The organism is Novosphingobium sp. G106 (assembly GCF_019075875.1).
Taxonomy (GTDB): Bacteria; Pseudomonadota; Alphaproteobacteria; order Sphingomonadales; family Sphingomonadaceae; genus Novosphingobium.
In genome coordinates, this window is record NZ_JAHOOZ010000001.1 from 4520315 (window position 1) to 4540700 (window position 20386).

At 66.5% G+C, this 20386-nt stretch carries 21 protein-coding genes and 1 pseudogene; 12 read left to right on the forward strand and 10 right to left on the reverse strand.

The window, feature by feature from the left end:
* Positions 1 to 185: 185 nt before the first annotated feature.
* The 3 genes and pseudogenes from KRR38_RS37835 to KRR38_RS21700 form a co-directional block, all read left to right on the forward strand.
* Positions 186 to 296, forward strand: a pseudogene (locus KRR38_RS37835) (mechanosensitive ion channel domain-containing protein); the annotation flags it as partial.
* A 400-nt stretch (positions 297 to 696) separates the two neighbouring features.
* Positions 697 to 1041 carry a helix-turn-helix transcriptional regulator gene (locus KRR38_RS21695; RefSeq protein WP_217405436.1) on the forward strand — a complete coding sequence of 115 codons (345 nt, stop codon included), beginning with the start codon at positions 697 to 699 and terminating at the stop codon, positions 1039 to 1041.
* Entirely contained in the window at positions 1038 to 1508 is a 471-nt protein-coding gene (locus KRR38_RS21700) for an SRPBCC family protein (RefSeq protein WP_217405438.1), read from the forward strand. The genes KRR38_RS21695 and KRR38_RS21700 overlap by 4 nt, the downstream gene beginning before the upstream one ends.
* Before the next feature lie 57 nt (positions 1509 to 1565).
* Here KRR38_RS21700 and KRR38_RS21705 read toward each other — a convergent pair whose 3' ends face one another.
* Positions 1566 to 3875 (reverse strand): CDC48 family AAA ATPase, encoded by a 2310-nt coding sequence (locus KRR38_RS21705; RefSeq protein WP_217405440.1) that lies wholly within the window; start codon positions 3873 to 3875, stop codon positions 1566 to 1568.
* 417 nt (positions 3876 to 4292) lie between these two features.
* Positions 4293 to 5075, reverse strand: coding sequence for a universal stress protein (locus KRR38_RS21710; RefSeq protein ID WP_217405443.1), 783 nt, complete (start codon positions 5073 to 5075; stop codon positions 4293 to 4295).
* Positions 5076 to 5183: 108 nt separating this feature from the next.
* Here KRR38_RS21710 and KRR38_RS21715 point away from each other — a divergent pair, with 108 nt between their 5' ends.
* Positions 5184 to 5828 carry an HAD-IA family hydrolase gene (locus KRR38_RS21715; protein ID WP_254514919.1) on the forward strand — a complete coding sequence of 215 codons (645 nt, stop codon included), beginning with the start codon at positions 5184 to 5186 and terminating at the stop codon, positions 5826 to 5828.
* Positions 5829 to 5838: 10 nt separating this feature from the next.
* Here the strand turns inward: KRR38_RS21715 and KRR38_RS21720 are convergent, their stop codons facing one another.
* Together KRR38_RS21720 and KRR38_RS21725 are read right to left on the reverse strand one after the other, a co-directional pair.
* Positions 5839 to 6291, reverse strand: coding sequence for a tRNA (cytidine(34)-2'-O)-methyltransferase (locus KRR38_RS21720; RefSeq protein ID WP_217405445.1), 453 nt, complete (start codon positions 6289 to 6291; stop codon positions 5839 to 5841).
* A 44-nt stretch (positions 6292 to 6335) separates the two neighbouring features.
* Positions 6336 to 7148: a sugar phosphate isomerase/epimerase gene (locus KRR38_RS21725; RefSeq protein WP_217405447.1), complete on the reverse strand. Its 813-nt coding sequence runs from the start codon at positions 7146 to 7148 to the stop codon at positions 6336 to 6338.
* A 140-nt stretch (positions 7149 to 7288) separates the two neighbouring features.
* Between KRR38_RS21725 and KRR38_RS21730 the strand changes: the two genes are divergently transcribed.
* The 7 genes from KRR38_RS21730 to KRR38_RS21760 all read left to right on the forward strand — a co-directional run bounded on the left by KRR38_RS21730 (position 7289) and on the right by KRR38_RS21760 (position 12275).
* On the forward strand, positions 7289 to 7996 hold the full coding sequence (locus tag KRR38_RS21730; protein ID WP_217405449.1) for a CoA transferase subunit A: 708 nt from the start codon (positions 7289 to 7291) through the stop codon (positions 7994 to 7996).
* Positions 7993 to 8868, forward strand: coding sequence for an HAD family acid phosphatase (locus KRR38_RS21735; protein ID WP_309141112.1), 876 nt, complete (start codon positions 7993 to 7995; stop codon positions 8866 to 8868). Before KRR38_RS21730 ends, KRR38_RS21735 begins: the two co-directional genes overlap by 4 nt.
* A complete protein-coding gene (locus KRR38_RS21740) occupies positions 8868 to 9503 on the forward strand; it encodes a CoA transferase subunit B (RefSeq protein WP_217405451.1) in 636 nt (211 codons plus the stop codon). The genes KRR38_RS21735 and KRR38_RS21740 overlap by 1 nt, the downstream gene beginning before the upstream one ends.
* Positions 9504 to 9516: 13 nt before the next feature.
* Positions 9517 to 10062: a glutathione peroxidase gene (locus tag KRR38_RS21745; protein ID WP_217405454.1), complete on the forward strand. Its 546-nt coding sequence runs from the start codon at positions 9517 to 9519 to the stop codon at positions 10060 to 10062.
* A 119-nt stretch (positions 10063 to 10181) separates the two neighbouring features.
* Positions 10182 to 10844, forward strand: coding sequence for a ferritin-like domain-containing protein (locus KRR38_RS21750; RefSeq protein ID WP_217405456.1), 663 nt, complete (start codon positions 10182 to 10184; stop codon positions 10842 to 10844).
* 19 nt (positions 10845 to 10863) lie between these two features.
* Positions 10864 to 11244, forward strand: coding sequence for a metallopeptidase family protein (locus KRR38_RS21755; protein WP_217405458.1), 381 nt, complete (start codon positions 10864 to 10866; stop codon positions 11242 to 11244).
* Positions 11245 to 11564: 320 nt separating this feature from the next.
* Positions 11565 to 12275: an alpha/beta fold hydrolase gene (locus KRR38_RS21760; RefSeq protein ID WP_254514920.1), complete on the forward strand. Its 711-nt coding sequence runs from the start codon at positions 11565 to 11567 to the stop codon at positions 12273 to 12275.
* A gap of 39 nt (positions 12276 to 12314) precedes the next feature.
* On the opposite strand, the gene metK is transcribed toward KRR38_RS21760, so the two are convergent.
* Positions 12315 to 13529, reverse strand: coding sequence for a methionine adenosyltransferase (gene metK, locus KRR38_RS21765; protein ID WP_217405460.1), 1215 nt, complete (start codon positions 13527 to 13529; stop codon positions 12315 to 12317).
* Positions 13530 to 13571: 42 nt separating this feature from the next.
* On the reverse strand, positions 13572 to 15158 hold the full coding sequence (gene lnt, locus KRR38_RS21770; RefSeq protein WP_217405462.1) for an apolipoprotein N-acyltransferase: 1587 nt from the start codon (positions 15156 to 15158) through the stop codon (positions 13572 to 13574).
* Positions 15159 to 15263: 105 nt separating this feature from the next.
* On the opposite strand from lnt, the gene KRR38_RS21775 reads away from it, so the two are divergent.
* On the forward strand, positions 15264 to 15953 hold the full coding sequence (locus tag KRR38_RS21775; protein WP_217405464.1) for a heme-binding protein: 690 nt from the start codon (positions 15264 to 15266) through the stop codon (positions 15951 to 15953).
* A 39-nt stretch (positions 15954 to 15992) separates the two neighbouring features.
* Here KRR38_RS21775 and KRR38_RS21780 read toward each other — a convergent pair whose 3' ends face one another.
* The 4 genes from KRR38_RS21780 to hisS all read right to left on the reverse strand — a co-directional run bounded on the left by KRR38_RS21780 (position 15993) and on the right by hisS (position 20369).
* Positions 15993 to 16832 carry a DUF4167 domain-containing protein gene (locus KRR38_RS21780; RefSeq protein ID WP_217405466.1) on the reverse strand — a complete coding sequence of 280 codons (840 nt, stop codon included), beginning with the start codon at positions 16830 to 16832 and terminating at the stop codon, positions 15993 to 15995.
* A gap of 241 nt (positions 16833 to 17073) precedes the next feature.
* Positions 17074 to 17907, reverse strand: a complete 834-nt coding sequence (gene prmC, locus KRR38_RS21785) for a peptide chain release factor N(5)-glutamine methyltransferase (RefSeq protein WP_217405468.1) — start codon at positions 17905 to 17907, stop codon at positions 17074 to 17076.
* A 10-nt stretch (positions 17908 to 17917) separates the two neighbouring features.
* Positions 17918 to 18988: a peptide chain release factor 1 gene (gene prfA / locus KRR38_RS21790; RefSeq protein ID WP_217405470.1), complete on the reverse strand. Its 1071-nt coding sequence runs from the start codon at positions 18986 to 18988 to the stop codon at positions 17918 to 17920.
* A 139-nt stretch (positions 18989 to 19127) separates the two neighbouring features.
* Positions 19128 to 20369 carry a histidine--tRNA ligase gene (hisS, locus tag KRR38_RS21795; RefSeq protein ID WP_217405472.1) on the reverse strand — a complete coding sequence of 414 codons (1242 nt, stop codon included), beginning with the start codon at positions 20367 to 20369 and terminating at the stop codon, positions 19128 to 19130.
* Between the last annotated feature and the right edge of the window lie 17 nt (positions 20370 to 20386).

Sequence of the window (20386 nt, forward strand, 5' to 3'; positions counted from 1 at the left end):
GGATCGCGATCCTCAGCCGAACGGCGGGCTTCGTCATCGTCTTCGTCACCGTGGCGCTGATGCTGCTGGGCATTCCCGGCGTGCGCAATGTCGGCGTGACCCTGATGGCCTCGGCGGGCCTTGCCGGCCTGGCCGTAGGCGCCGCGGCCCAGCCGGCGCTAAAGTCGCTGATCGCGGGCATCCAGATGGCGCTGACCGAGCCGATCCGTATCGGCGACCTCGTGGTAATGGAAGGCGAGAGCGGCCGGGTCGAGGACATCCGCATGACCTACGTGGTCATCCGCACGGCCGACGAGCGCCGGCTGATCGTGCCGACGGCGAAGTTCCTCGAGACCACCTTCCAGAACTGGACCCGCGTCGCTGGCGGGTTGACCGGAACGGTCGTGTTGCCGATCGTCCCGGGTCACGAGATCGCCCCGATCCGCGCAGCTTTCCAGACACTGATCAACCAGCAGCCCGATTGGGACAAGCGCACCGCCGCGCTGATCGTGTCCGAGGTGAAGATCGACGCCGTCGAGCTCAAGCTGCTGATGAGCGCGCCGGGCCCGACGGCGCTGGCTAACCTGCGCCTGGCCATGCGCGAGGCGATGGTCGAATGGCTGCGCACCGAAATGCCCGAGGCGCTGCGCAAGGAAATCTAGGCCAATCTGTGGAATAGTTTGCCAGTCGGAAAACTATGACCTAATAGTTCGCCATATGGCAAACAATATAGCATCGCTCGATTCGGCTTTTCATGCTCTCGCGGACCCTACGCGCAGGGCCGTGGTCAGCCGCCTCATCACGGGGCCGGCCTCGGTCACCGATCTGGCGCAGCCTTTCTCGATCGGCCTGCCGACCTTCCTCAAGCACCTCAAGGTTCTGGAGGACTCGGGCCTGATCGGCTCGGGCAAGACCGGGCGCGTCCGGACCTGCCATCTGAATCCGGCGCGGCTGACCGCGGCCGAGGCCTGGCTCGCCGAACAGCGCGCGATCTGGGAAGGCCGCGCCGACCGGCTGGCCGACTATGTCGAGAACTACATGCAGAAGGAGCAAGGACAATGAGCGCCGACCTAATGATCTCGCGCCTGATCAAGGCACCGCCTGCCGCCGTTTGGCAGGCCTGGAGCGATCCGCATCACTTCGCGCAATGGTGGATTCCGGAACCCTACGAATGCAAGGTCATCAAGCTCGACCTGCGCCCCGGCGGCGGTTTCGAGACGATGATGCGCGAGGGCGGCCTCGACAAGAATGGGGACGCGTTTCAGCCGCACGTCGAAGGTTGCTTCCTCGAGATCCAACCCGAACGGAAGCTGAGCTTTACCACCTCATTGGTGGAGGACTGGCGCCCGGGCGAACCCTGGCTGGCGCTGACGGCGCAGATAACCTTCACGCCCGAGGACGGCGGCACGCGCTACACCGCGCGGGTGCTGCACAGGAATGAGGCCGAGGCGCGCAAGCATGACGAGATGGGCTTCTACGACGGCTGGGGCACGGCGCTCGCGCAGCTGGCACGGTTGCTGGAGAAATAACAAAACGCCGCCCCGGGTCGAAACCCGGGACGGCACTTCTGCTTGCGTTGCTTCGCGTTACCCGTGCTTCCGCTCGCGCGTCGGCTCGAGCATGCCGGGGGCGATGAAGCCGATGGCCGGGACTTCCATGGCGCGCTTCTTCAGCTCGCCCTTCATCCGCTTGTACTCTTCCTCCATCTCGGCGGTCACCGTCGCGCGGCTGTCCTCGAGCGCGTCGGCGAAGTCGTCGGCGGTCACCTGGACGACCTCGGCCCCGCGCTTGCGGATGGCGATGAGGCCCGCGCGGCGAACCACGTCTTCGAGATCGGCGCCGGTGAAGCGCTCGGTCTCGCGGGCGATCACCGCCAGGTTCACATCCTCGGCCAACGGCATCTTCGCCGTGTGGATCTTGAGAATGTGCTCGCGGCCTTCCTCGCTCGGCGTGCCGACATAGACGAGCTCGTCGAAGCGGCCGGGCCGCAGCAGCGCCGGATCGACCAGCGCCGGGCGGTTGGTCGCACCGATCAGCACGACCGACTGCAGCTCCTCCATGCCGTCCATCTCGGCGAGGATGGTGTTGACCACCCGGCCGGTGACCTGCGGTTCGCCGCCGTTGCCGGAGCCGCGTGCGGGCACGAGGCTGTCGATCTCGTCGATGAAGATGACGCAAGGCGCCACCTGCCGCGCACGGGCGAAGAGCCGGGCGATCTGCTGCTCGCTCTCGCCGTACCACTTCGACAGCAGGTCGGACGACTTGATCGCGATGAAGTTGGCTTCCGCCTCCTTCGCCACGGCCTTGGCCAGCAGCGTCTTGCCCGTGCCTGGAGGCCCATAGAGCAGAAAGCCCTTGGCTGGCCGGATGCCCAGGCGGTGGAACGCCTCGGGACTCTTCAGCGGCAGCTCGACGCCTTCCTTTAGCTTGAGCTGGGCCTCGTCCAGGCCGCCGATATCGGACCAGCCGATGTTCGGCACCTGCACCATGACCTCGCGCATCGCCGAAGGCTGGACGCGCTTCAGCGCCGCGACGAAGTCCTCGCGCGTGACCGACAGGCTGTCGAGCACTTCGGGCGGAATCGTCTGCGCCTCGAGATCGAGCTTGGGCATGATCCGGCGCACGGCGTCGATCGCCGCCTCGCGGGTCAGCGCGGCGAGATCGGCACCGACGAAGCCGTGCGTCGTGCGCGCGAGTTCGGTCAGGTCGACGCCTTCGGCCAGCGGCATGCCGCGGGTGTGGATCGCCAGCACCTCGCGGCGGCCCTTCTCGTCGGGCACGCCGATGATGATCTCGCGGTCGAACCGGCCGGGCCGGCGCAGCGCCTCGTCGATCGCATCAGGCCGGTTGGTCGCGGCGATGACGACGATGTTGGAACGCGACTGCAGCCCGTCCATCAAGGTCAGCAGCTGTGCGACCAGGCGCTTCTCCGCCTCACCGTGCACCTGCTCGCGCTTGGGCGCGATCGGATCGATCTCGTCGATGAAGATGATCGAAGGGGAGGACTTGGCCGCCTCCTCGAACACTTCGCGCAGCGCCTTCTCGCTCTCGCCATAGCCCGAACCCATGATCTCGGGCCCGTTAATAGTGAAGAACGACGCCTCGCTCTCGTTCGCCACGGCGCGCGCGAGCATGGTCTTGCCGGTTCCTGGCGGGCCGTGCAGCAGCACGCCGCGCGGCGGATCGACACCCAGGCGGGTGAACAGCTCGGGATAGCGCAGCGGCAACTCGACCATCTCGCGCAGCTGGCGGATCGTGTCGCCCATGCCGCCGACGTCGTCGTAGTTGAGACCGGCGCGGCTCAGGCGCGCTTCCTCGAACTCCTCGCGCAGCTCGACCTCGGTGTTCTCGTCGATGTGGACGATGCCCTTGGGCGTGGTCGAGACGACGGTGAGGCGGATCTGGGTCAGCGCATAGGCCGGCGCATTGAACATGCGCTGGACCTGCGGCGGCATGTCGCGGACCTGCTGCTGGCCGGCGGTGGCGACGATGTCGCCCGCGATCAGCGGCCGTGCGAAGAAGTTGCGCTTGAGCGCCACGGAAGGACCCTGCAGGCGCATCTCGCGCTGCGCCGGAGCGAAGACGACGCGCTGCGCCGGACGCGATTCGGCCTTGCGGATGGTGACATGGTCGCCCGAGCCCACTTCGGCATTGGCCCGCTGCAGGCCGTCGAGGCGGATGACCTCGATGCCTTCGTCCTCGGCATAGGCGAGGACGGCGCGCGCGACGGTCACGCGCTTGCCGGTGATTTCGAGAACGTCGCCTTCGAGCGCGCCGAGCGCCGATAGCGCCGACTTGGGCAGACGGGCGATGCCGTGTCCGCTTTCTTCCTGGCGCGCAGCTGCGACCTGCAGCCGGACAGTCCGTTCTTCCACGTTCGTTGCCGTGTCGGCCATGTCAGATAGTCCCCAGATTTCGGTCCCTCGGAAGAGGTTAAAGCAAGCTAGGAACTGCGATGCACGATTGCAAAGGGGGTGTGCCGCGCAAGCCCGAAAAGGCGCCGGAAACCGAGGACAAAAAAAGACCCGGACGTTGCCGGCCGGGCCTTGGAAGTTTTGGGAGAGGATGCCTGAAAGGCAGGTTCTTTATGATTCGAATCCGATTTTTGTGCAAGTGCGAAATAGCTTTTTGAGCTTGCAAAAACTGCAATCTAGCTTGCGTGGAAATGCATAATGATGATTTTAAAAGATAAAAATGACCTCAATCGAGTATTTCTAACTGACATCATTGTTCAATCTGTGGATATGTGCTGCGGTGCGTCAGAAGGTGTGGCGCTGCAGCAAGTTTCGACGGAAATCCGCGTTTTATCGGGATCAGTGCGCCATCAGCAGCGCAGGGCGCGGACAGTCCTCGAGGAAATAGCGCGTGACGCCGCCGAACAAGAATTCGCGCATGCGGCTGCGGCCATAGGCACCCATGATCAAAAGCTCGCCGCCGACCTTCATCACCGCCGCAGCCAGAGTCTCTTCGGTCGAGCCCTTGCGGGTCAGCTGGTGCGGCTCGGCCTTGATCGAATGGCGCGCCAGGTAGCGCACGGCGTCGGCCGCGGGAAAGCCGCCGGGCTTCTCGCCGACGGTCAGCACGTTGACCGAGGCGCAGCGCGCGAGCAGCGGGATCGCGCCGCGTAGCGCCGCCGCCACCTCGTTGCCGCCGTCCCAGGCGACGCAGGCATTCGCGACAGGAGCGGGAAGGGCCTTGTCGTTGGGCAGGACCAGCACCGGGGTCCGCGTCGCCAGCACCACTTCGCCGGCGATCGCACTGGCACGCGAGAGGATGACCACATCGGCCAGCCGCGAGGCCACCGCCAGGGCTTCGACCGGTTCGTCCTCGCTGCGGATCACATCGTAGGGTAGGCCCGATTCCTGCAGTTGCACCCGCAGCCGCGCGGCCTGGCCGTCGTCGTCGGCCAGCGCCTGCTTCATTGCGTCGGACGCGACATAGGAGCCGCCCATCGGGTCCATCGAGATATAGCGGCCGATCGGCGTGTCGACGAGCAGGGTGATATGTCCTTCGCCCGCCTTGGCGAGGGCCAGCGCCGTTTCCAGCCTGGCCGGCATGGCGGCACTGCGGTCCGCATAAACGAGGATCGAACGCATAGCCGTCTCCCTGTTTTTATTGCCCGATTGTGTTGTCATATCACGGGTCTTGCCTTCAATAGCCGCGTCTCGCTTTGATAACGATCAAAACTTTCGAAGGGTGCCGCCTTGATACGCAAATTCAGTGCCGTGATCTTCGACTTCGGCGGCGTCATCACGGCTTCGCCGTTCGAGGCCTTCGCCCGGCTCGAAGCGGAGCGCGGATTGCCGCCGGGCCTGGTTCGACGGATCAATACGCTGAACCCCGATGGCAATGCCTGGGCGCGGCTCGAACGGTCGGAGATCGACACGGCCACGTTCGACACGCTGTTTGCCGAGGAAGCGGCCGCCTTGGGCCATGTTCTGCCCGGCCGCGATGTGCTTTCGGTGATCGCCGGCAAGGTCCGCCCGGAGATGGTGACGGCCTTGGGGAAGCTGCGCGGCGCTGGCTATCGCCTGGGCTGCATCACCAACAACATGCGCTCCGAGGAGAGCAAGCCGGGTGTCGGCGCGATGGGCCCCTATGCCGAGGCGATGGGCCATTTCGAGCATGTCATCGAGAGCGCCACTGCGGGCGTACGCAAGCCCGATCCACGGATCTATGCGATGATGTGTCAGGCGCTGGCGCTGCCGCCCGAAGCCTGCGTCTATCTCGACGACCTCGGGATCAACTGCAAGCCGGCCGCGGCGATGGGCATGCACGCGATCAAGGTCACCAGCGGCGCGCAGGCGCTGGTGGATCTCGGCGCGGCGCTGGGGATGGAACTGGCCTAGGCCTCTCCGGTCAGCCGGGCAGCGTTCCCGTCTGGCGCAAGGCTTCGCCCAGCGCGAGCGCCGCCGAAGTGGCCAGGTTCATCGAGCGCACCTGCGGCCGCATCGGAATGCGCAATCGCGCGTCGCAGGCCTCCGCCACGGCAACGGGCACGCCCGCGCTTTCCTTCCCGAAAAGCAGGACATCGTCGGCCTGGAAGGCGAACTCGTAGGCCGATTGGCTGCTCTTCGTGGTGAACAGCACCAGCCTTTGCGAACCGGTCGTAGCCTTGAACGCATCGAAGCCGGCGTGGCGAGTGACGCTGACGTGATCGATATAGTCCATCGCGGTGCGGCGCACTCTGCGATCGTCCCAGGTGAAGCCCATCGGCTCGATCAGGTCTATCTCAGCACCGAAGCAGGCGCCGAGCCGCAGGACGGCGCCGACGTTTCCCGCGATTTCGGGCTCGAACAGGGCAATGCGCATGCGGGCTTGTTGGCGGCGGCGAGAGAGCCGCGCAAGCCTGCTTTTCAGCGAGCGGCCAGAAGCCGGCGTGCGCCCTCAACGCAGCGCCGGGTCCGCTCGCGCGGGCCGATCCCCGCCTCGGCGAGCGAGCGTATCGGGATCTCGAGGCTGATGACCACGTCCTCAGGCACCAGGCGGACGAATTCCTGCAGTGGCAGCTCGCCGTCGCCCGGAGCCATGCGCTCGTACATCGCCTCTTCCATGTAAGTGTCGAAGCGCGGCGCCCAGGGCGCGTCGGCCAGCTGGACGTAGCCGATCAGCGCCGGATCGAGCGCAGCGAAATCCGCCAGGCTGTTGCCCAGGCGGAAGAAGTGCATCGAATCGATCACCAGCGAGAAATTCGGCCGGCCGACCCCGCGGGTGACTTCGAGCGCCGGCGCGACGCGGTCGAGCGGGCCGAGCGAGCCCATCTCGGCGCTCACCTGCAGTCCGCGTTCCGCCGCGATCTCGGAAAGAACGCCGAAGCCGTCGATCGCCTGGTTCATGTCCTTGCCGATCGAGACGACGTTGATCCGGTCGCAGCCGAGTTCGGCGACCAGATCGAGGTCGCCGGCGAAGCCGCCCATGTCGTTGTCCGGCAGAACGGCAAAACCCTCGACGATGGCGATCCGCACGCCGAGATCGCGTGCTGCTGCCACCGTTTCGCGGCGCTGCGCCGGATCCTCGCGCAGGTTCCAGGCGGGGTGGTCGTCGGGATTGTAGCCGCCCGGTGCCGGGGCCAGGCCGATGCCCACGCAGTCGCAGCCGAGATCGGCGGCGAGCGCGACGATCTGCGGTGGCGGCATGCCGAAAAGGCCGAGCCGTTCGATACCCAGCATGGTTCTCTCCCTCGCCTGGATAGTCGACACTTCCCAAATCGCGGTCAATTGCGAAAACCGGACCGGGCGGCGTCGCGTTCGCAATTGCGACACGGGGGCGCTTCCGCTAACCGGCACGCTTCCGCGCCTCAGGAGGCCCCATGAACAAGATCTATCCCTCAGCCGCCGCCGCCCTCGACGGGGTGCTGCGCGACGGCCTGCTGATCGCCTGCGGCGGTTTCGGCCTTTGCGGTATCCCCGAGCGTCTGCTCGACGCGGTGCGCGACAGCGGCGTCAAGGATCTGACTTTCGCCTCGAACAATGCCGGCATCGACAACGAGGGCATCGGCAAGCTGCTGCGCACGCATCAGGTGCGCAAGATGATCGCGAGCTACGTCGGCGAGAACAAGGAGTTCGAGCGCCAGTACCTTTCGGGCGAGCTCGAGGTCGAATTCTGCCCCCAGGGCACCCTGGCCGAGCGCATGCGCGCGGGCGGCGCGGGCATCCCGGGCTTCTACACCAAGACCGGCGTCGGCACCTTGATCGCCGAGGGCAAGGAAACCAAGGTGTTCGAAGGCGAGGAATATGTCCTCGAACGCGGCATCTTCGCCGATCTCAGCCTGGTGAAGGCCTGGAAGGCCGATGAAACCGGCAACGTCATCTTCCGCAAGACCGCGCGCAATTTCAACGTGCCCGCCGCGACCTGCGGCAAGGTCTGTGTCGTCGAAGTGGAAGAGATCGTGCCCGCGGGCTCGCTCGATCCCGATGCGATCCATCTGCCGGGCGTCTATGTCCAGCGGCTGATCGTCGGCGCCCCCTATGACAAGAAGATCGAGTTCCGCACCGTACGCGAAAGGGAAACGGCGTGAGGAAGCTAGCGCCGGCGCTGCTGCTCGCGCTGGCCGGTTGCGCGTCGGCGCCCGTGGCACCGCCGCAGACCGCCGCGCCGCCTCCGCCAGTACAGGCCGAGGCGGACAAGCCGCCGGCGGGAATGCAGTATCTCTACGGCTCGGCTGAGGCTGCGGCGCTGAGCATCCAGGCCTACAATGCGCTGATTGCCGCGGTCCGCACCAATCTCGCCACGAGCCGTCCGCCGACATCGGCGATCCTGGCACCCGAGGGAACGACCGCGCCGTCCTGCGCCGGCAAGCCGCTCGCCGCGGTGTTCGATATGGACGAGACCGCCGTGCTCAACCTCGGCTTCGAATATAACGATGCCAGGTCGGGCAAGGGCTATGACCCCGCGCTCTGGGCGCGTTGGGAACAGACCGGCGCAGACAAGGTCGCCGCGGTGCCCGGCGCAAAGGCGGCTTTCGAGACGCTGCGCGCGATGAACATCACGCCGATCATCAACACCAATCGCGGCGCGGCCTCGGCCGAGAAGACGACCGAGGCGCTGGCCTTCGCCGGCCTCGGCGACTTCCGCCACGGCGAGACGCTGTTCCTCAAGGGCGACGTCGATGGGAAGTCGGGCAAGGACGGCCGCCGCATGGCGATCGCCGCCAAGTGGTGCGTCGTCGCGCTCGGCGGCGACCAGCTCGGTGACTTCACCGACGCGCTCGCGGGTGCTCCTGCCGCCCGCCGCGCCGCAGTGACGGCCGAGCCTTACCTATCCTACTGGGGCCACCGCTGGTTCGTCCTGCCAAACCCGGTTTACGGCACCGGCCTCGGCAGCGGCTGGGACGACACGTTCCCCGCCGACAAGCGCTGGGCCGACCCCGCAGCTCAAGGAGTGAAATAATGCCCTGGACCCGCGACGAAATGGCCGCGCGCGCGGCGCGCGAGCTGCAGGACGGCTTCTACGTCAACCTCGGCATCGGCATCCCGACGCTGGTGGCGAACCACGTGCCCGAAGGCGTGACCGTGACCTTGCAGAGCGAGAACGGCATGCTCGGCATCGGCCCGTTCCCCTATGACGACGAGGTCGATCCCGATCTGATCAACGCCGGCAAGCAGACGATCAGCGAGCTTGCCCACTCGGCCTATTTCGACTCTGCGCAGAGCTTCGCGATGATCCGTGGCGGGCATATCGACCTGGCCGTGCTCGGCGGCATGGAAGTGTCCGAGCAGGGCGATCTCGCCAACTGGATGGTGCCCGGCAAGATGATCAAGGGCATGGGCGGGGCGATGGACCTCGTCGCCGGGGTCAAGAAGATCATCGTCGTCATGGAGCACAACGCCAAGGACGGCTCGGCCAAGTTCATCCCGGCCTGCACCTTGCCGCTGACCGGCCGTAACGTGGTCGACATGATCATCACCGATCTTGCCGTCTTCCAGAGGGCGGACCACACTTCGCCGTTCCGACTCGTCGAGCTCGCTCCCGGTATCACCCCGGCCGAGGTCAAGGCGAAGACGACCGCCAATTACCTGGACTGATGGGAGAAATAGCATGGCCGATATCGCCGCAATTCCGCTGACCCGCATCGACGGCAGCGCCGACACGCTCGCCAACCACAAGGGCAACGTCCTGCTCGTGGTCAACGTCGCCTCGAAGTGCGGTCTCACGCCGCAGTACGAGGGGCTGGAGAAGCTCTACACCGAATACAAGGATCAGGGCCTCGAAGTGCTGGGTTTCCCGGCCAACGACTTCGGCGCGCAGGAGCCGGGCACCGACGAGGAAATCGTCGCCTTCTGCTCGGCCAACTACGGCGTTTCGTTCCCGATGTTCACCAAGGCCGACGTCAGCGGCGCGAACAAGCAGCCGCTCTACGCCGAACTGATCCAGGCGGTCCCGACCAAGCAGGGCGACGTCGACGGCATGAAGGAGCGCTTCAAGGGCTATGGCATGACGCCCAACGACGATCCCGAAGTGCTGTGGAACTTCGAGAAGTTCCTGATCGGCAAGGACGGCCAGGTCGCCGGCCGCTTCGCCCCCGCGATGACGCCCGACGATCCGGCGCTGGTCAAGGCGATCGAGAAGGAACTGGCGAAGTAACGCCTGCTGGATCCGTCTTGGCGGGTTGAAAGTACCGGGTGGTCGCAACCAATCGTGCGGCCACCCGTTTTTCATGGCTCAGACCCCGCTTTCGTCGGGGCTGGCCAGGAGCGCCAAGATTGAGCCAGAGCCTTCGCGCGTCCTTTCGCAACCGCTACCTCGACGTCGTCGGCTCGATCTACATCTACAATGAGTACCGCGGCTATACGTCGCTGGATCGCGTGCTCGCGGCGGCGCGACGGCACTGCGCGGACGACCCGGATTTCATTGCCGCCGTCGCCAGGCATCGCGCAGACGAACGCAAGCACTATCTGATGTTCAAGCGTTGGTTCGAGCTGAGGGGACTGATGCCGCTGGCGGTCGACACCAGCTACGGCCATATCGATCGCTTCATCCATCGGGTCTTCGGCTGCGGCATCGACCAGCTCGATACCGATGCGATCGTCGCCGATCCCGGCCTGTTCGAAAAGCTCTGCCGCGTCATCGTGCTGACCGAACAGCGCGGTCTCGATCAGGTGGAGGAACTGCTGCGCCACAAGGCCGTGCTCGGCGATCCGGTGATGCATCGCATCTTCCGCATCGTCCACGAGGACGAACCGAGCCACTTTCTGCCCTACCGCGACTGGCTGACGGAACAGGGCGGCCGAATCGAACGGTGGAATGAGAAGCTGGCCGACTGGTGCATCCACAAGGTGCTGCTGCTGGGCAAGATGCCCGCACTGTTCTTCGACGCCGGCGCTCCGCGTCTGGAGCGGTGGCCCGACGCTGGCGAGCCAGGGTAGGATCGCCCATATAGGTGGAATGCTCACGGACACCGCTACCTTCGAACGGCTGGCGCGCGAGGCGCTCGACCGTCTGCCCGAGCCGTTCCACGATCATCTGGGCGACATCGTCATCCGCGTCGAGGAATTCGCCGACGAGGCGACCCTGGATGCGATGGACATCGGCAGCCGCTGGGAGTTGACCGGGCTCTACCACGGCCGGCCAATGACCGAGCAGTCGGTCTGGGAAACCGGCGACATGCCGCCGATGATCACGCTCTACCGCGCCCCGCTGCTGCGCGAGATGCGCGAGACCGGGGTTTCGCTGGAGAACCTGGTCAACCACGTCGTCGTTCACGAGGTCGGCCACCACTTCGGCCTGTCCGACGACGACATGCACCGGCTCGAGGATGAGGACTGAGCGATAGCGTTTGCGCGCCGGCGCCGGCCAGTTCAAGCTGCCGCTTGGACGACAGGGCCGGGGGCACGACATGGCAATTCTCGATACGATTCGGAAGCTTACTCTTGCGCTGCTGGCCGGGATGGCCACGGCCAGTGCGGCCCACGCCGCGGCGGCGCCAGCCCAGACCTTCGCCTTCCCGACCGGGTTCCGCGTGCAGGAAATCCCGGCCAACGGCACGACGATCCACGTCCGCGTTGGCGGTTCCGGGCCGGCCGTTGTGCTGATCCACGGCTATGGCGATACCGGTGATATGTGGCTCCCCCCTGGCCGCAGACCTGATGCGCGACCACACGGTGATCGTGCCCGACCTGCGCGGCATGGGCCTTTCCTCGGTCGCGACCGTCGGTTTCACCAAGAAGAACGAGGCGGAGGATATCGCGGGCGTGCTCGATGCACTGAAGGTGCGCCAGGCCGATGTCGTCGGCCACGATATCGGCAACATGGTCGCCTTCGCCTTCGCCATCGCACATCCCGAGCGGACGTCCCGCCTCGTCATCATGGACGCGCCGGTGCCAGGCGTCGGTCCGTGGGAGGAACTGCTCAAGAACCCGATCCTCTGGCATTTCCGCTTTGGCGGGCCCGACATGGAGCGGCTCGTGGCCGGGCGTGAGCGCATCTATCTCGACCGCTTCTGGAACGATTTCTCCGCGAAGCCGGTGCGCTTTGCCGAAGCCAATCGGCAGCACTATGCGACGCTTTACGCCGGTCCCGGGCGGATGCACGCCGGCTTCCTGCAGTTCGCGGCCTTCGATCAGGATGCGATCGACAATCGCGCTGCGCTGGAGCGCGGGCGGCTGACGATGCCGGTTCTGGCGATCGGCGGCGACCACTCGTTCGGTACGACCATGGCCTTCGTGATGCGGTTCGCCGCCGACGACGTGAAGCAGGTCGTCATCGCCGATTCGGGCCACTGGCTGATGGAAGAGCAGCCGACGGCAACGATCGCCGCAATCCGCGGCTTCCTCGATAGCGCCGGTTGCCCGAAGTAATTGCCGACCCTCTCCCGCTCGCGGGAGAGGGTTTATTGCTCATCCCACCGCCGACTTCAGCTTGTCGGCAAGGTCGGTCTTCTCCCAGGGGAAGAAGTCGCCGTTGGGCTTGCGGCCGAAGTGGCCATAAGCGGCTGAGGGGCGATAGATCGGCTTGTTGAGGCCCAGACCCTCGCGGATACCGCGCGGGGTCAGGCCGCCGAGCGCATCGGCTGCCACCTTGGCGACCGCGGCTTCAAGCCTGGCGTCGTCGACCGTGCCCGTGCCGTGGGTGTCGACATAGAGCGACAACGGCTTCGACACGCCGATGGCATAGGCCACCTGGATCGTGCAGCGCTTGGCGAGGCCCGCGGCGACGACGTTCTTGGCGAGGTAGCGCGTGGCATAGGCGGCCGAACGGTCGACCTTGGTCGGGTCCTTGCCGGAGAAGGCACCGCCGCCGTGGGGCGAAGCACCGCCGTAGGTGTCGACGATGATCTTGCGGCCGGTCAGGCCGGCGTCGCCGTCGGGGCCGCCGATCTCGAAGGAACCGGTCGGGTTGATGTGATAGACGGTCTCGTCCGAAAGCAGCGAAGCCGGCAACAGGTCGGCCACGACCTTCTTGACGTAGGCGTGGAGTTCGGCCTCCTTGGCGCCCTCGTCATAGCCCTTCTTGTGCTGGGTCGAGACGACGATCGCGGTGGCGGCGGCGACCTTGCCGTCCTTGAAGCGCAGCGTGACCTGGCTCTTGGCGTCGGGTTCGAGGAACGGGGCAGTGCCCGAGTGGCGGTCGGCAGCCATGCGTTCGAGGATCTTGTGGCTGTAGTCGAGCGTCGCCGGCATCAGGTCGGGCGTCTCGTCGCAGGCGAAGCCGAACATGATGCCCTGGTCGCCCGCGCCTTCGTCCTTGTTGCCCGCGGCGTCGACGCCCTGCGCGATATGCGCGGACTGGCCGTGGAGGTTGTTCGAGAATTCCAGCGTCTGCCAGTGGAAGCCGTCCTGCTCGTAGCCGATGTCCTTGACGACCTGGCGCACCGTCGCCTCGATCTCCTCGAGCGCGCCGGGGGCCCACTGGCCGTTCTCGTAGACGCCCTTGCAGCGGATCTCGCCGGCAAGGACGACCTTCTGCGTCGTCGTCAGCGTTTCGCAGGCAATGCGCGCCTCGGGATCCTTCGACAGGAACAGGTCGACAATGGCGTCGGAAATCTGGTCGGAGACCTTGTCGGGGTGGCCTTCGGAAACGCTTTCGGAGGTGAAGAGGTAATCGCTGCGCATCGATAAATCCCGATATAAAGAAATCTTTATGTGAGTTCGCCTCTACCTCTTGATGCGTCTCAAGGCAATCACCGAGAGCACAAGTAGAAATACTGCCCAGCCAAGCGGAAGCATGTTGCCCAGGCGCGCGAAAGGCGTCGGAGCGTGGGCGGGCGGCACCGTTCCGTCGAGCCGTCCGGCGACATGGCGCGCGACGTACTGGCGGACGACGCCGTCGGCGTCGACCACCGCGCTGATGCCGGTGGTGGTCGAGCGGAGGACGGGCAGGCCTTCCTCGATCGCCCGCATCCGCGCCTGGGCCAGGTGCTGCGGCGGGCCCCAGGCGCCGAACCAGCCGTCGTTCGACGGGTTGAAGAGGTAGTCGGGGCGATGGGCGCGGTCGACGACTTCGCCCGAGAAGACGATCTCGTAGCAGATCTGCATGCCCGCCTTGCCCCAGGGACCGAGATCGATCGTGCGCGGGCCGGGGCCGGGCCAGAAGTCGAGCGTGCCCGCGACCAGCCGCGAGGCGCCCAGCGGCTCAAGCAGCCAGCGCATCGGCAGATATTCGCCGTAAGGCACGAGGTGCGCCTTGGCATAGCCCGGCAGGATCGCCCCGTCGGCGGCGATCGGCGAGATGACGTTGCGCGCGGCAATGGCGTCGAGCTTCTTGAATTCTAGATCGATCGCGCCGGTCAGCAGCAGGCTGCCGGGGCCGATCACCCGGCCGATCCGCCGGCGCGCGACCAAGGGATCGGCGGCGAAGGTGTTCTGCCGGTAGAGGTATTGCGGATAGCCGTCGCGCAGGTAGTCGGGCAGGCCCGATTCCGGCCACAGCACCAGCCGGGTCGTGCCGGGCTGGCGCGGCAGGGTCAGCCCTGCCAGCGTCGCGAACTGGTTCTCCCACTGGCGCGGGTCGTTGAGGTCGTCCTGACGGATGTCGGGCTGGACCAGGGTGAAGGGCAGGGTGCCCTGACGCGCGTCGTCGCCCAGGCCGGGCAGCAGGAACAGGGCGATGGGCGCGAGCGCCAGCACGGCCGTCTGCCAGCCGAGCCGTATGTGCATAGCCAGCAGCCAGCAGCCAGCGAGCAGAGCGACCAGCCCGGACAGCGCATAGGTGCCCAGCCACGGCACCAGCGCGGCCAGGCCCGGCCGCTCGAAACCGCCGAGCGCCGCCATGCCCAGCGGGTTCCAGGCGAAGCCGGTGAAGACCCAGGCGCGCAGCCATTCGCTGACGATCCAGCAGCCGGCGAAGGCGAGGACCGTCGCCAGACGGTTGTCGCCGCCCCGCCGCCCGATCGCCCAGGCCCCGAGCACGCCGAGCATCGGATAGACCGCGAGGTAGAGCGACAAGAGCACCACCGCGATCCAGCCAAGCCAGGCGGGCATGTTGGCCTGATAGGTGAAGGCCGTGGCGATCCAGTTATTGCCCAGGGTGAAATGGCCAAGCCCGAACAGCCAGCCGATCAGCGCCGCGTCCTGCCAGCGCCTAGTCCGCGCGGTCAGCTCGATCAGTCCGGCGATGGCGAGCAGCGTCAGCGGCCAGAGCGCGAGCGGCTGGAAGCCGCAGGCGGCGAGCGCACCCAGAGCCGGCGCGAACCAGCGGGGATGGGCGAAAAGGGCGGCCGTCAGGCGGCGGATTGGCTGCATCGACGCTGGCTTGTGGCGGCTCGCCGCATTCTGCGCAAGCGCGGGGAACGGACGGTCGTGCGGGGCATTGATCTGGCAGTTGAATTACTCCCGGGAGATCGTGCCATGGCCTTCACCGCCGCCCTGCCTCTGCATTCGCGTCAATCGTTCGGCGCGCTGCTCGGGCGCCAGTCGCCGCGCCGCATCGCCGGCGAGATCGCGCTAGGCGCCGCCGGTCTCGCGATCGGCGGGCTGGCGCTCTATTTCCTCAAGGAACGCAGCCAGGAGGAAGCCGAGCACACGGTGATCGAGCGCGATGGCGCCTTTACCGTGCGCCGCTACGCGCGCCTCGTGACCGCCGAGGTCACGCGTTACGGAACGATCGCCGATGCCATGGACGAGGGCTTCCGGCCGCTGTTCGACTATATTTCGAACAAGCACGATTCGCGGATGACGGGCGCAACCGGGCGCAAGATCGCGATGACGGTACCCGTGACCGTGTCGCCGGCCGACAAGCCGGGCGCCTGGACGATCCGCTTCGTCATGCCGCGGTCTTGGAGCCGCGCCACTTTGCCAGAGGCGGCGAACGGCGTGACGCTTGGCGAGCGGGCGCCGCGCACTCTTGCAGCGGTGCGGTTCAACGGGCGCGGCACCGACCGCGATCTGATCGCGGCCAAGCGCGACGAACTGCTCGCCTGGGTTGAAAAACGCGGCCTGCAGACGCTCGGCGAACCCGAATTCGCCGCCTATAACGCTCCCATCGTGCCCGGCGCGCTGCGCCGCAACGAGTGGTGGGTGGAAGTTGGCAGCCTCTAACGAAAAACCTCCCCGTTTGCGGCGGGGAGGTCTTCGTGATCAGTCTACCGTTTCGAGCGTCTCGCCGGCGGGCGGTTTGGGCCGCCGGGCGCGCGGGGCGCGGCGCGGCTTAGCCTCCGGCTCGGGAGCCGCTTCGGCCGGAACCTCGACACTTTCCTCGCGTCCCGCAGAGATCGCCGGTGGCAGGATCGACGGATCGAAGCCCTGCGGCGCGTCGTTGTCGCTGTCGTTGCTCTCACGGCGAGGACGGCGATCTTCGCGGCGCGGCTTGAGGCCGCGGCTGCCGCGGACGAAGGGATTTTCGGGCGGCTCGTAGGGCGAGCGCTGCTCGGCCGCTTCGCTCGAACCGCTATCGTCGCTGGTGGTGTCGTCGCTCGCGGTATCGCGGCGCTGCTCGGGCTGGCGCTCGGTGCGCTCCGGGCGGTCGCTCCGCTCCGGCCGTTCACGCGGGCCGCTCTGCACTGGACGGTCGTCCTGGCGCTGCGGGCGATCCTCGCGTTCGCGACGATGCGGCTGGTCGTAGGCCGTGTAGTCGTCCGCGGCGTATTCCGAGCCGTATTCGCTCTCATCGCGCTCGCGCTCGCCTTCGCCGCCTTCCTGCCAGCGATCCGTGCGGGGCTGGCGCGATTCTTCCTGGCGTTGGCGCTGGTCGGCGAGCACGCGGAAATAGTGATCGGCGAACTGGAGGTAATATTCCTCCTGCACGCGGTCGCCATTCAGGTGCGCGTCGTGCGCCAGCTTGCGATATTTCTCGAGCAGCTGGGGCGCATTGCCGCGCGCCCGGCTGTCGATCCGGTTGACGTTCTGGCCGCCGCCCTGCTGGCGATTGTTGTTGTTACCCCGGCCGCGCCGGCGGTTATTCCCACGATTATTGTTCAAGGGTGATATTCCTCAGCAGCCCCTGGGCTCCGCCGGGACAAAAGTCCGGACGGCATTTCGCACGCCTATCTTCCACAAACCCGCAGAGGGACCCGTGGTCCCGACATCTGCGCCCGGCGAGCGGCTTATTTTCCGCGAGCCTAGGCAAATGTTGGAGTGAAACCGGCCGAATGGGAAGCGTGCATCCATCCGCTGGTTACAACGCCAGATAAGCACGGTTCGGGTAAATGCCAAGTGAAAATTATGGCATAAGCGAAAGTTCTAGCGCGCGGGGGCGGCCGCCGAGATCGCGGTGGAGTTTTGCAGCGAAGCCGGCCTCTGCCGCGATGGCGGTGACGGCTTCGGCCTGGGTGTGGCCGATCTCCAGAATCGCGATGCCGCCTGGGTTCAGCAGCTTGGGCAATTGCGGGATGAGGATGCAGTAGTCGTCGAGGCCCTCAGGTCCGGCAAAAAGCGCGCCATGCGGCTCGTGGGTGCGAACCGAGGGCGCAAGGTCGGCATCGGTTTCGACATAGGGCGGGTTGGCGAGGATCAGATCGAACGACCCGCCCAGCAGGTCGGACCAGCCGGGCTGACGCCAGTCGGCCTGCACCATTTGCGCGCGGTCGGACAGATCGAGGCATAGGGCATTGTCCTGCGCCACCGCCAATGCCGCCACAGAGCGGTCGATGCCGATGCCTTCCGCCTCCGGCAATTCGCTCAGCACCGCCAGCAGCAGTGCGCCCGATCCGGTGCCGCAATCGAGTATGCGGACGGCGTCGGCGCGCGCGGTCAGCGCGGCCTCGACCAACACCTCGCTATCGCCACGCGGGATCAGGACATCGGCGGTGACGCGGAAATCGTGGCCGTAGAACTCCTGATGCCCGAGGATATAGGCGACCGGTTCGTGGTTCTGCCGCCTTTCGAGTAAAGCGGCGAAGCCGTCGGGCGCTGTGCTGTCCATGTGCCGCAGCAGCAGGTCCGAGCGAGAAACGCCCAGCGCCTCGGCCATCAGCAGTTCGGCGTCGAGGCGCGGGGTGTCGGACGAGGCTTCGAGCGCCGCTGCAGCTTCACGCAGCGTCTGGGCGATCGTCACGAATCCGCCCTCATTCCCCCAGGGCCGCCAGCCGCTTGGCCTGGTCCTCGGCAATCAGCGCGTCGATCAGTTCGGCGAGGCCGGGGCCTTCGAGGATCTCGGGCAGGCGATGCAAGGTCAGGTTGATGCGGTGATCGGTCACCCGGCCCTGCGGGAAGTTGTAGGTGCGGATGCGTTCGGAGCGGTCGCCCGAGCCGACCATGGCCTTGCGCGCCTCGGCCTCGGCGCCCTGCACTTCGGCGCGGCGCAGGTCGTAGAGCCGCGTGCGCAGCACCTGCATCGCCTTGTCCTTGTTCTTGTGCTGGCTGCGCTGGTCCTGCTGGATGACGACGAGCCCTGTCGGCAGGTGGGTCAACCGCACTGCCGAATCGGTGGTGTTGACGTGCTGGCCGCCGGCGCCGCTGGCGCGGTAAATGTCGATCTTGATGTCGCCCGGATCGATCTGGACGTCGACCTCGTCGGGCTCGGGCAGCACCGCGACGGTTGCCGCCGAGGTGTGGATACGCCCCCCGCTCTCGGTCACGGGCACGCGCTGGACGCGGTGCACGCCGCTTTCGAACTTCAATTTGGCGAAGACGCCGTTGCCGGCGATGTTGGCGACCACTTCCTTGAAGCCACCGAGCTCGTTGGCATTGGCTGAGACCATTTCGACCCGCCAGCCGCGGTCGGCGGCATAGCGCTCGTACATGCGGTAGAGGTCGGCGGCGAACAGCGCCGCTTCGTCGCCGCCGGTGCCGGCGCGGATTTCGAGCATTGCGGGCCGCGAATCGGCCGAATCGCGCGGTAGCATGGCGATCGACAGCTTGTGTTCGGCCTCGGGGAGTTCGGCCTTGAGGCTGGTGATCTCCTCGTCGGCCAGCGCGCGCATCTCGGCATCGGTTTCGTTGAGGGCCGAGAGGCTGGCCAGTTCCTCGCGCATCGAGGTGACGTCGCGCGCGGCGCGGGCGACGGGTTCCAGCTCGGCATAGTCGCGGCTCGCGGCGACAAACTCAGCGCCTTCGAGCGTGCCCGAAGCCAGCCGCGCCTCGAGCTCGGCGAAACGCGATGCGATCTGGGCAAGGCGTGCGTCAGAAACAGACATCAGCTCCACACTCCCCCGTCACCCCTGCGAAGGCAGGGGCCCAACAGACGGTGCCTCCACGAGCCTTGCGTGTCAGGACGAGAGCTCGGCTGGGCCCCTGCCTTTGCAGGGGTGACGGAAAGAAAGGCTGCGTACAAAATCAAAGCCCGGGCGCCAGGATCGCGTGGATCGACTGGGTTTGGCTTTCATCGACGTTCGCGCCACGCAGGTTCACGCGGAGATCGCCATCGATGAGGTTGATGCTGGCGAGATGGGTCGCTCCAGCCTTCGCAGCCTTGTCGAAACGTTTCTTCGGCGAGCCGGTGGCAACAATGTCGGCGGTAAAGCCCTTGCGACGCAGCTCTGCGAGTTTGGCCATCGCGAAGGCGAAAGCCTCGTCATTTTCGAGTGCGATCATGACATCCAGTGTGTCGGCAGGGACTGCCCCGGCATCCGCCACCAGCATCGCTAGCCGCTCGATCCCCGCGGCCCAGCCCACCGCCGGCGTATGCGCGCCGCCGAGTGTCTCGATCAGCCCGTCGTAGCGTCCGCCGCCGAGCACGGTGCCTTGCGCACCCAGCCGGTCGGTGACGAATTCGAAGGCGGTGTGGCGGTAGTAGTCGAGGCCGCGGACAAGCGCCGGCGCGCGCGTCCATTCGACGCCTGCGGCATCGAGCCCGGCGCAGACCTTGCCGAAGAAGTCCTGCGCTTCACCCGACAGGAAATCGTCGATCTTCGGCGCATCGGCCGTGAACGGCTTGTCGCGCGGGTCCTTGCTATCCAGAATCCGCAGCGGGTTGCGTTCCAGCCGGTCCTGGCTGTCCTCGCTCAGCTCCGCACGGTGGCTCTGGAAGTAATCGATCAGCGCCAGCCGCCAGGCCTCGCGGCTCGGCGCGTCGCCCAGCGTGTTGAGCTGCAGCGTCACGCCATCCGAAATACCCAGTTCCTTGAGGAGCTGATCGGCCATCACAAGCAGTTCGACGTCCGACTGCGGTTCGGCCGCGCCGATGATTTCCGCATCAAGCTGGTGGAACTGGCGATAGCGGCCCTTCTGCGGGCGCTCGTAGCGGAACAGCGGGCCGTGGGTCGCCAGCTTGAGCGGCGCATGCTGCTGCCAGCCGTTGGTCAGGTAGGCGCGGGCGATGCCAGCGGTGAATTCGGGGCGCAGGGTCAACGATTCGTCGCCCCGATCGAGGAACGAATACATCTCCTTCGAGACCACGTCGGTGGTCTCGCCCAGCGAGCGGCTGAACACGGCGGTCTTCTCGAACACCGGCATTTCGGCGCGACGGAAGCGGTAGAGCTTGCGCACCCGCTCGAAAGTTTCGACGACGCGCGCGAAAGCCTCCGCCTCGGCGCCGAAGATGTCCTGGGTGCCTCTGATGGCCTGCGGTGTTTCCATGGCGGCGCGCTTAGCCC

Coding starts and splice junctions, on each gene's coding strand:
- hisS (WP_217405472.1), bottom strand. CDS start 20,369: ATGGAAACACCGCAGGCCATCAGAGGCACCCAGGACATCTTCGGCGCC.
- KRR38_RS21740 (WP_217405451.1), top strand. CDS start 8,868: ATGCCCTGGACCCGCGACGAAATGGCCGCGCGCGCGGCGCGCGAGCTG.
- metK (WP_217405460.1), bottom strand. CDS start 13,529: ATGCGCAGCGATTACCTCTTCACCTCCGAAAGCGTTTCCGAAGGCCAC.
- KRR38_RS21700 (WP_217405438.1), top strand. CDS start 1,038: ATGAGCGCCGACCTAATGATCTCGCGCCTGATCAAGGCACCGCCTGCC.
- KRR38_RS21725 (WP_217405447.1), bottom strand. CDS start 7,148: ATGCTGGGTATCGAACGGCTCGGCCTTTTCGGCATGCCGCCACCGCAG.
- KRR38_RS21695 (WP_217405436.1), top strand. CDS start 697: ATGGCAAACAATATAGCATCGCTCGATTCGGCTTTTCATGCTCTCGCG.
- KRR38_RS21760 (WP_254514920.1), top strand. CDS start 11,565: ATGCGCGACCACACGGTGATCGTGCCCGACCTGCGCGGCATGGGCCTT.
- KRR38_RS21775 (WP_217405464.1), top strand. CDS start 15,264: ATGGCCTTCACCGCCGCCCTGCCTCTGCATTCGCGTCAATCGTTCGGC.
- KRR38_RS21755 (WP_217405458.1), top strand. CDS start 10,864: ATGCTCACGGACACCGCTACCTTCGAACGGCTGGCGCGCGAGGCGCTC.
- KRR38_RS21745 (WP_217405454.1), top strand. CDS start 9,517: ATGGCCGATATCGCCGCAATTCCGCTGACCCGCATCGACGGCAGCGCC.
- KRR38_RS21720 (WP_217405445.1), bottom strand. CDS start 6,291: ATGCGCATTGCCCTGTTCGAGCCCGAAATCGCGGGAAACGTCGGCGCC.
- KRR38_RS21730 (WP_217405449.1), top strand. CDS start 7,289: ATGAACAAGATCTATCCCTCAGCCGCCGCCGCCCTCGACGGGGTGCTG.
- KRR38_RS21710 (WP_217405443.1), bottom strand. CDS start 5,075: ATGCGTTCGATCCTCGTTTATGCGGACCGCAGTGCCGCCATGCCGGCC.
- KRR38_RS21705 (WP_217405440.1), bottom strand. CDS start 3,875: ATGGCCGACACGGCAACGAACGTGGAAGAACGGACTGTCCGGCTGCAG.
- lnt (WP_217405462.1), bottom strand. CDS start 15,158: ATGCAGCCAATCCGCCGCCTGACGGCCGCCCTTTTCGCCCATCCCCGC.
- prfA (WP_217405470.1), bottom strand. CDS start 18,988: ATGTCTGTTTCTGACGCACGCCTTGCCCAGATCGCATCGCGTTTCGCC.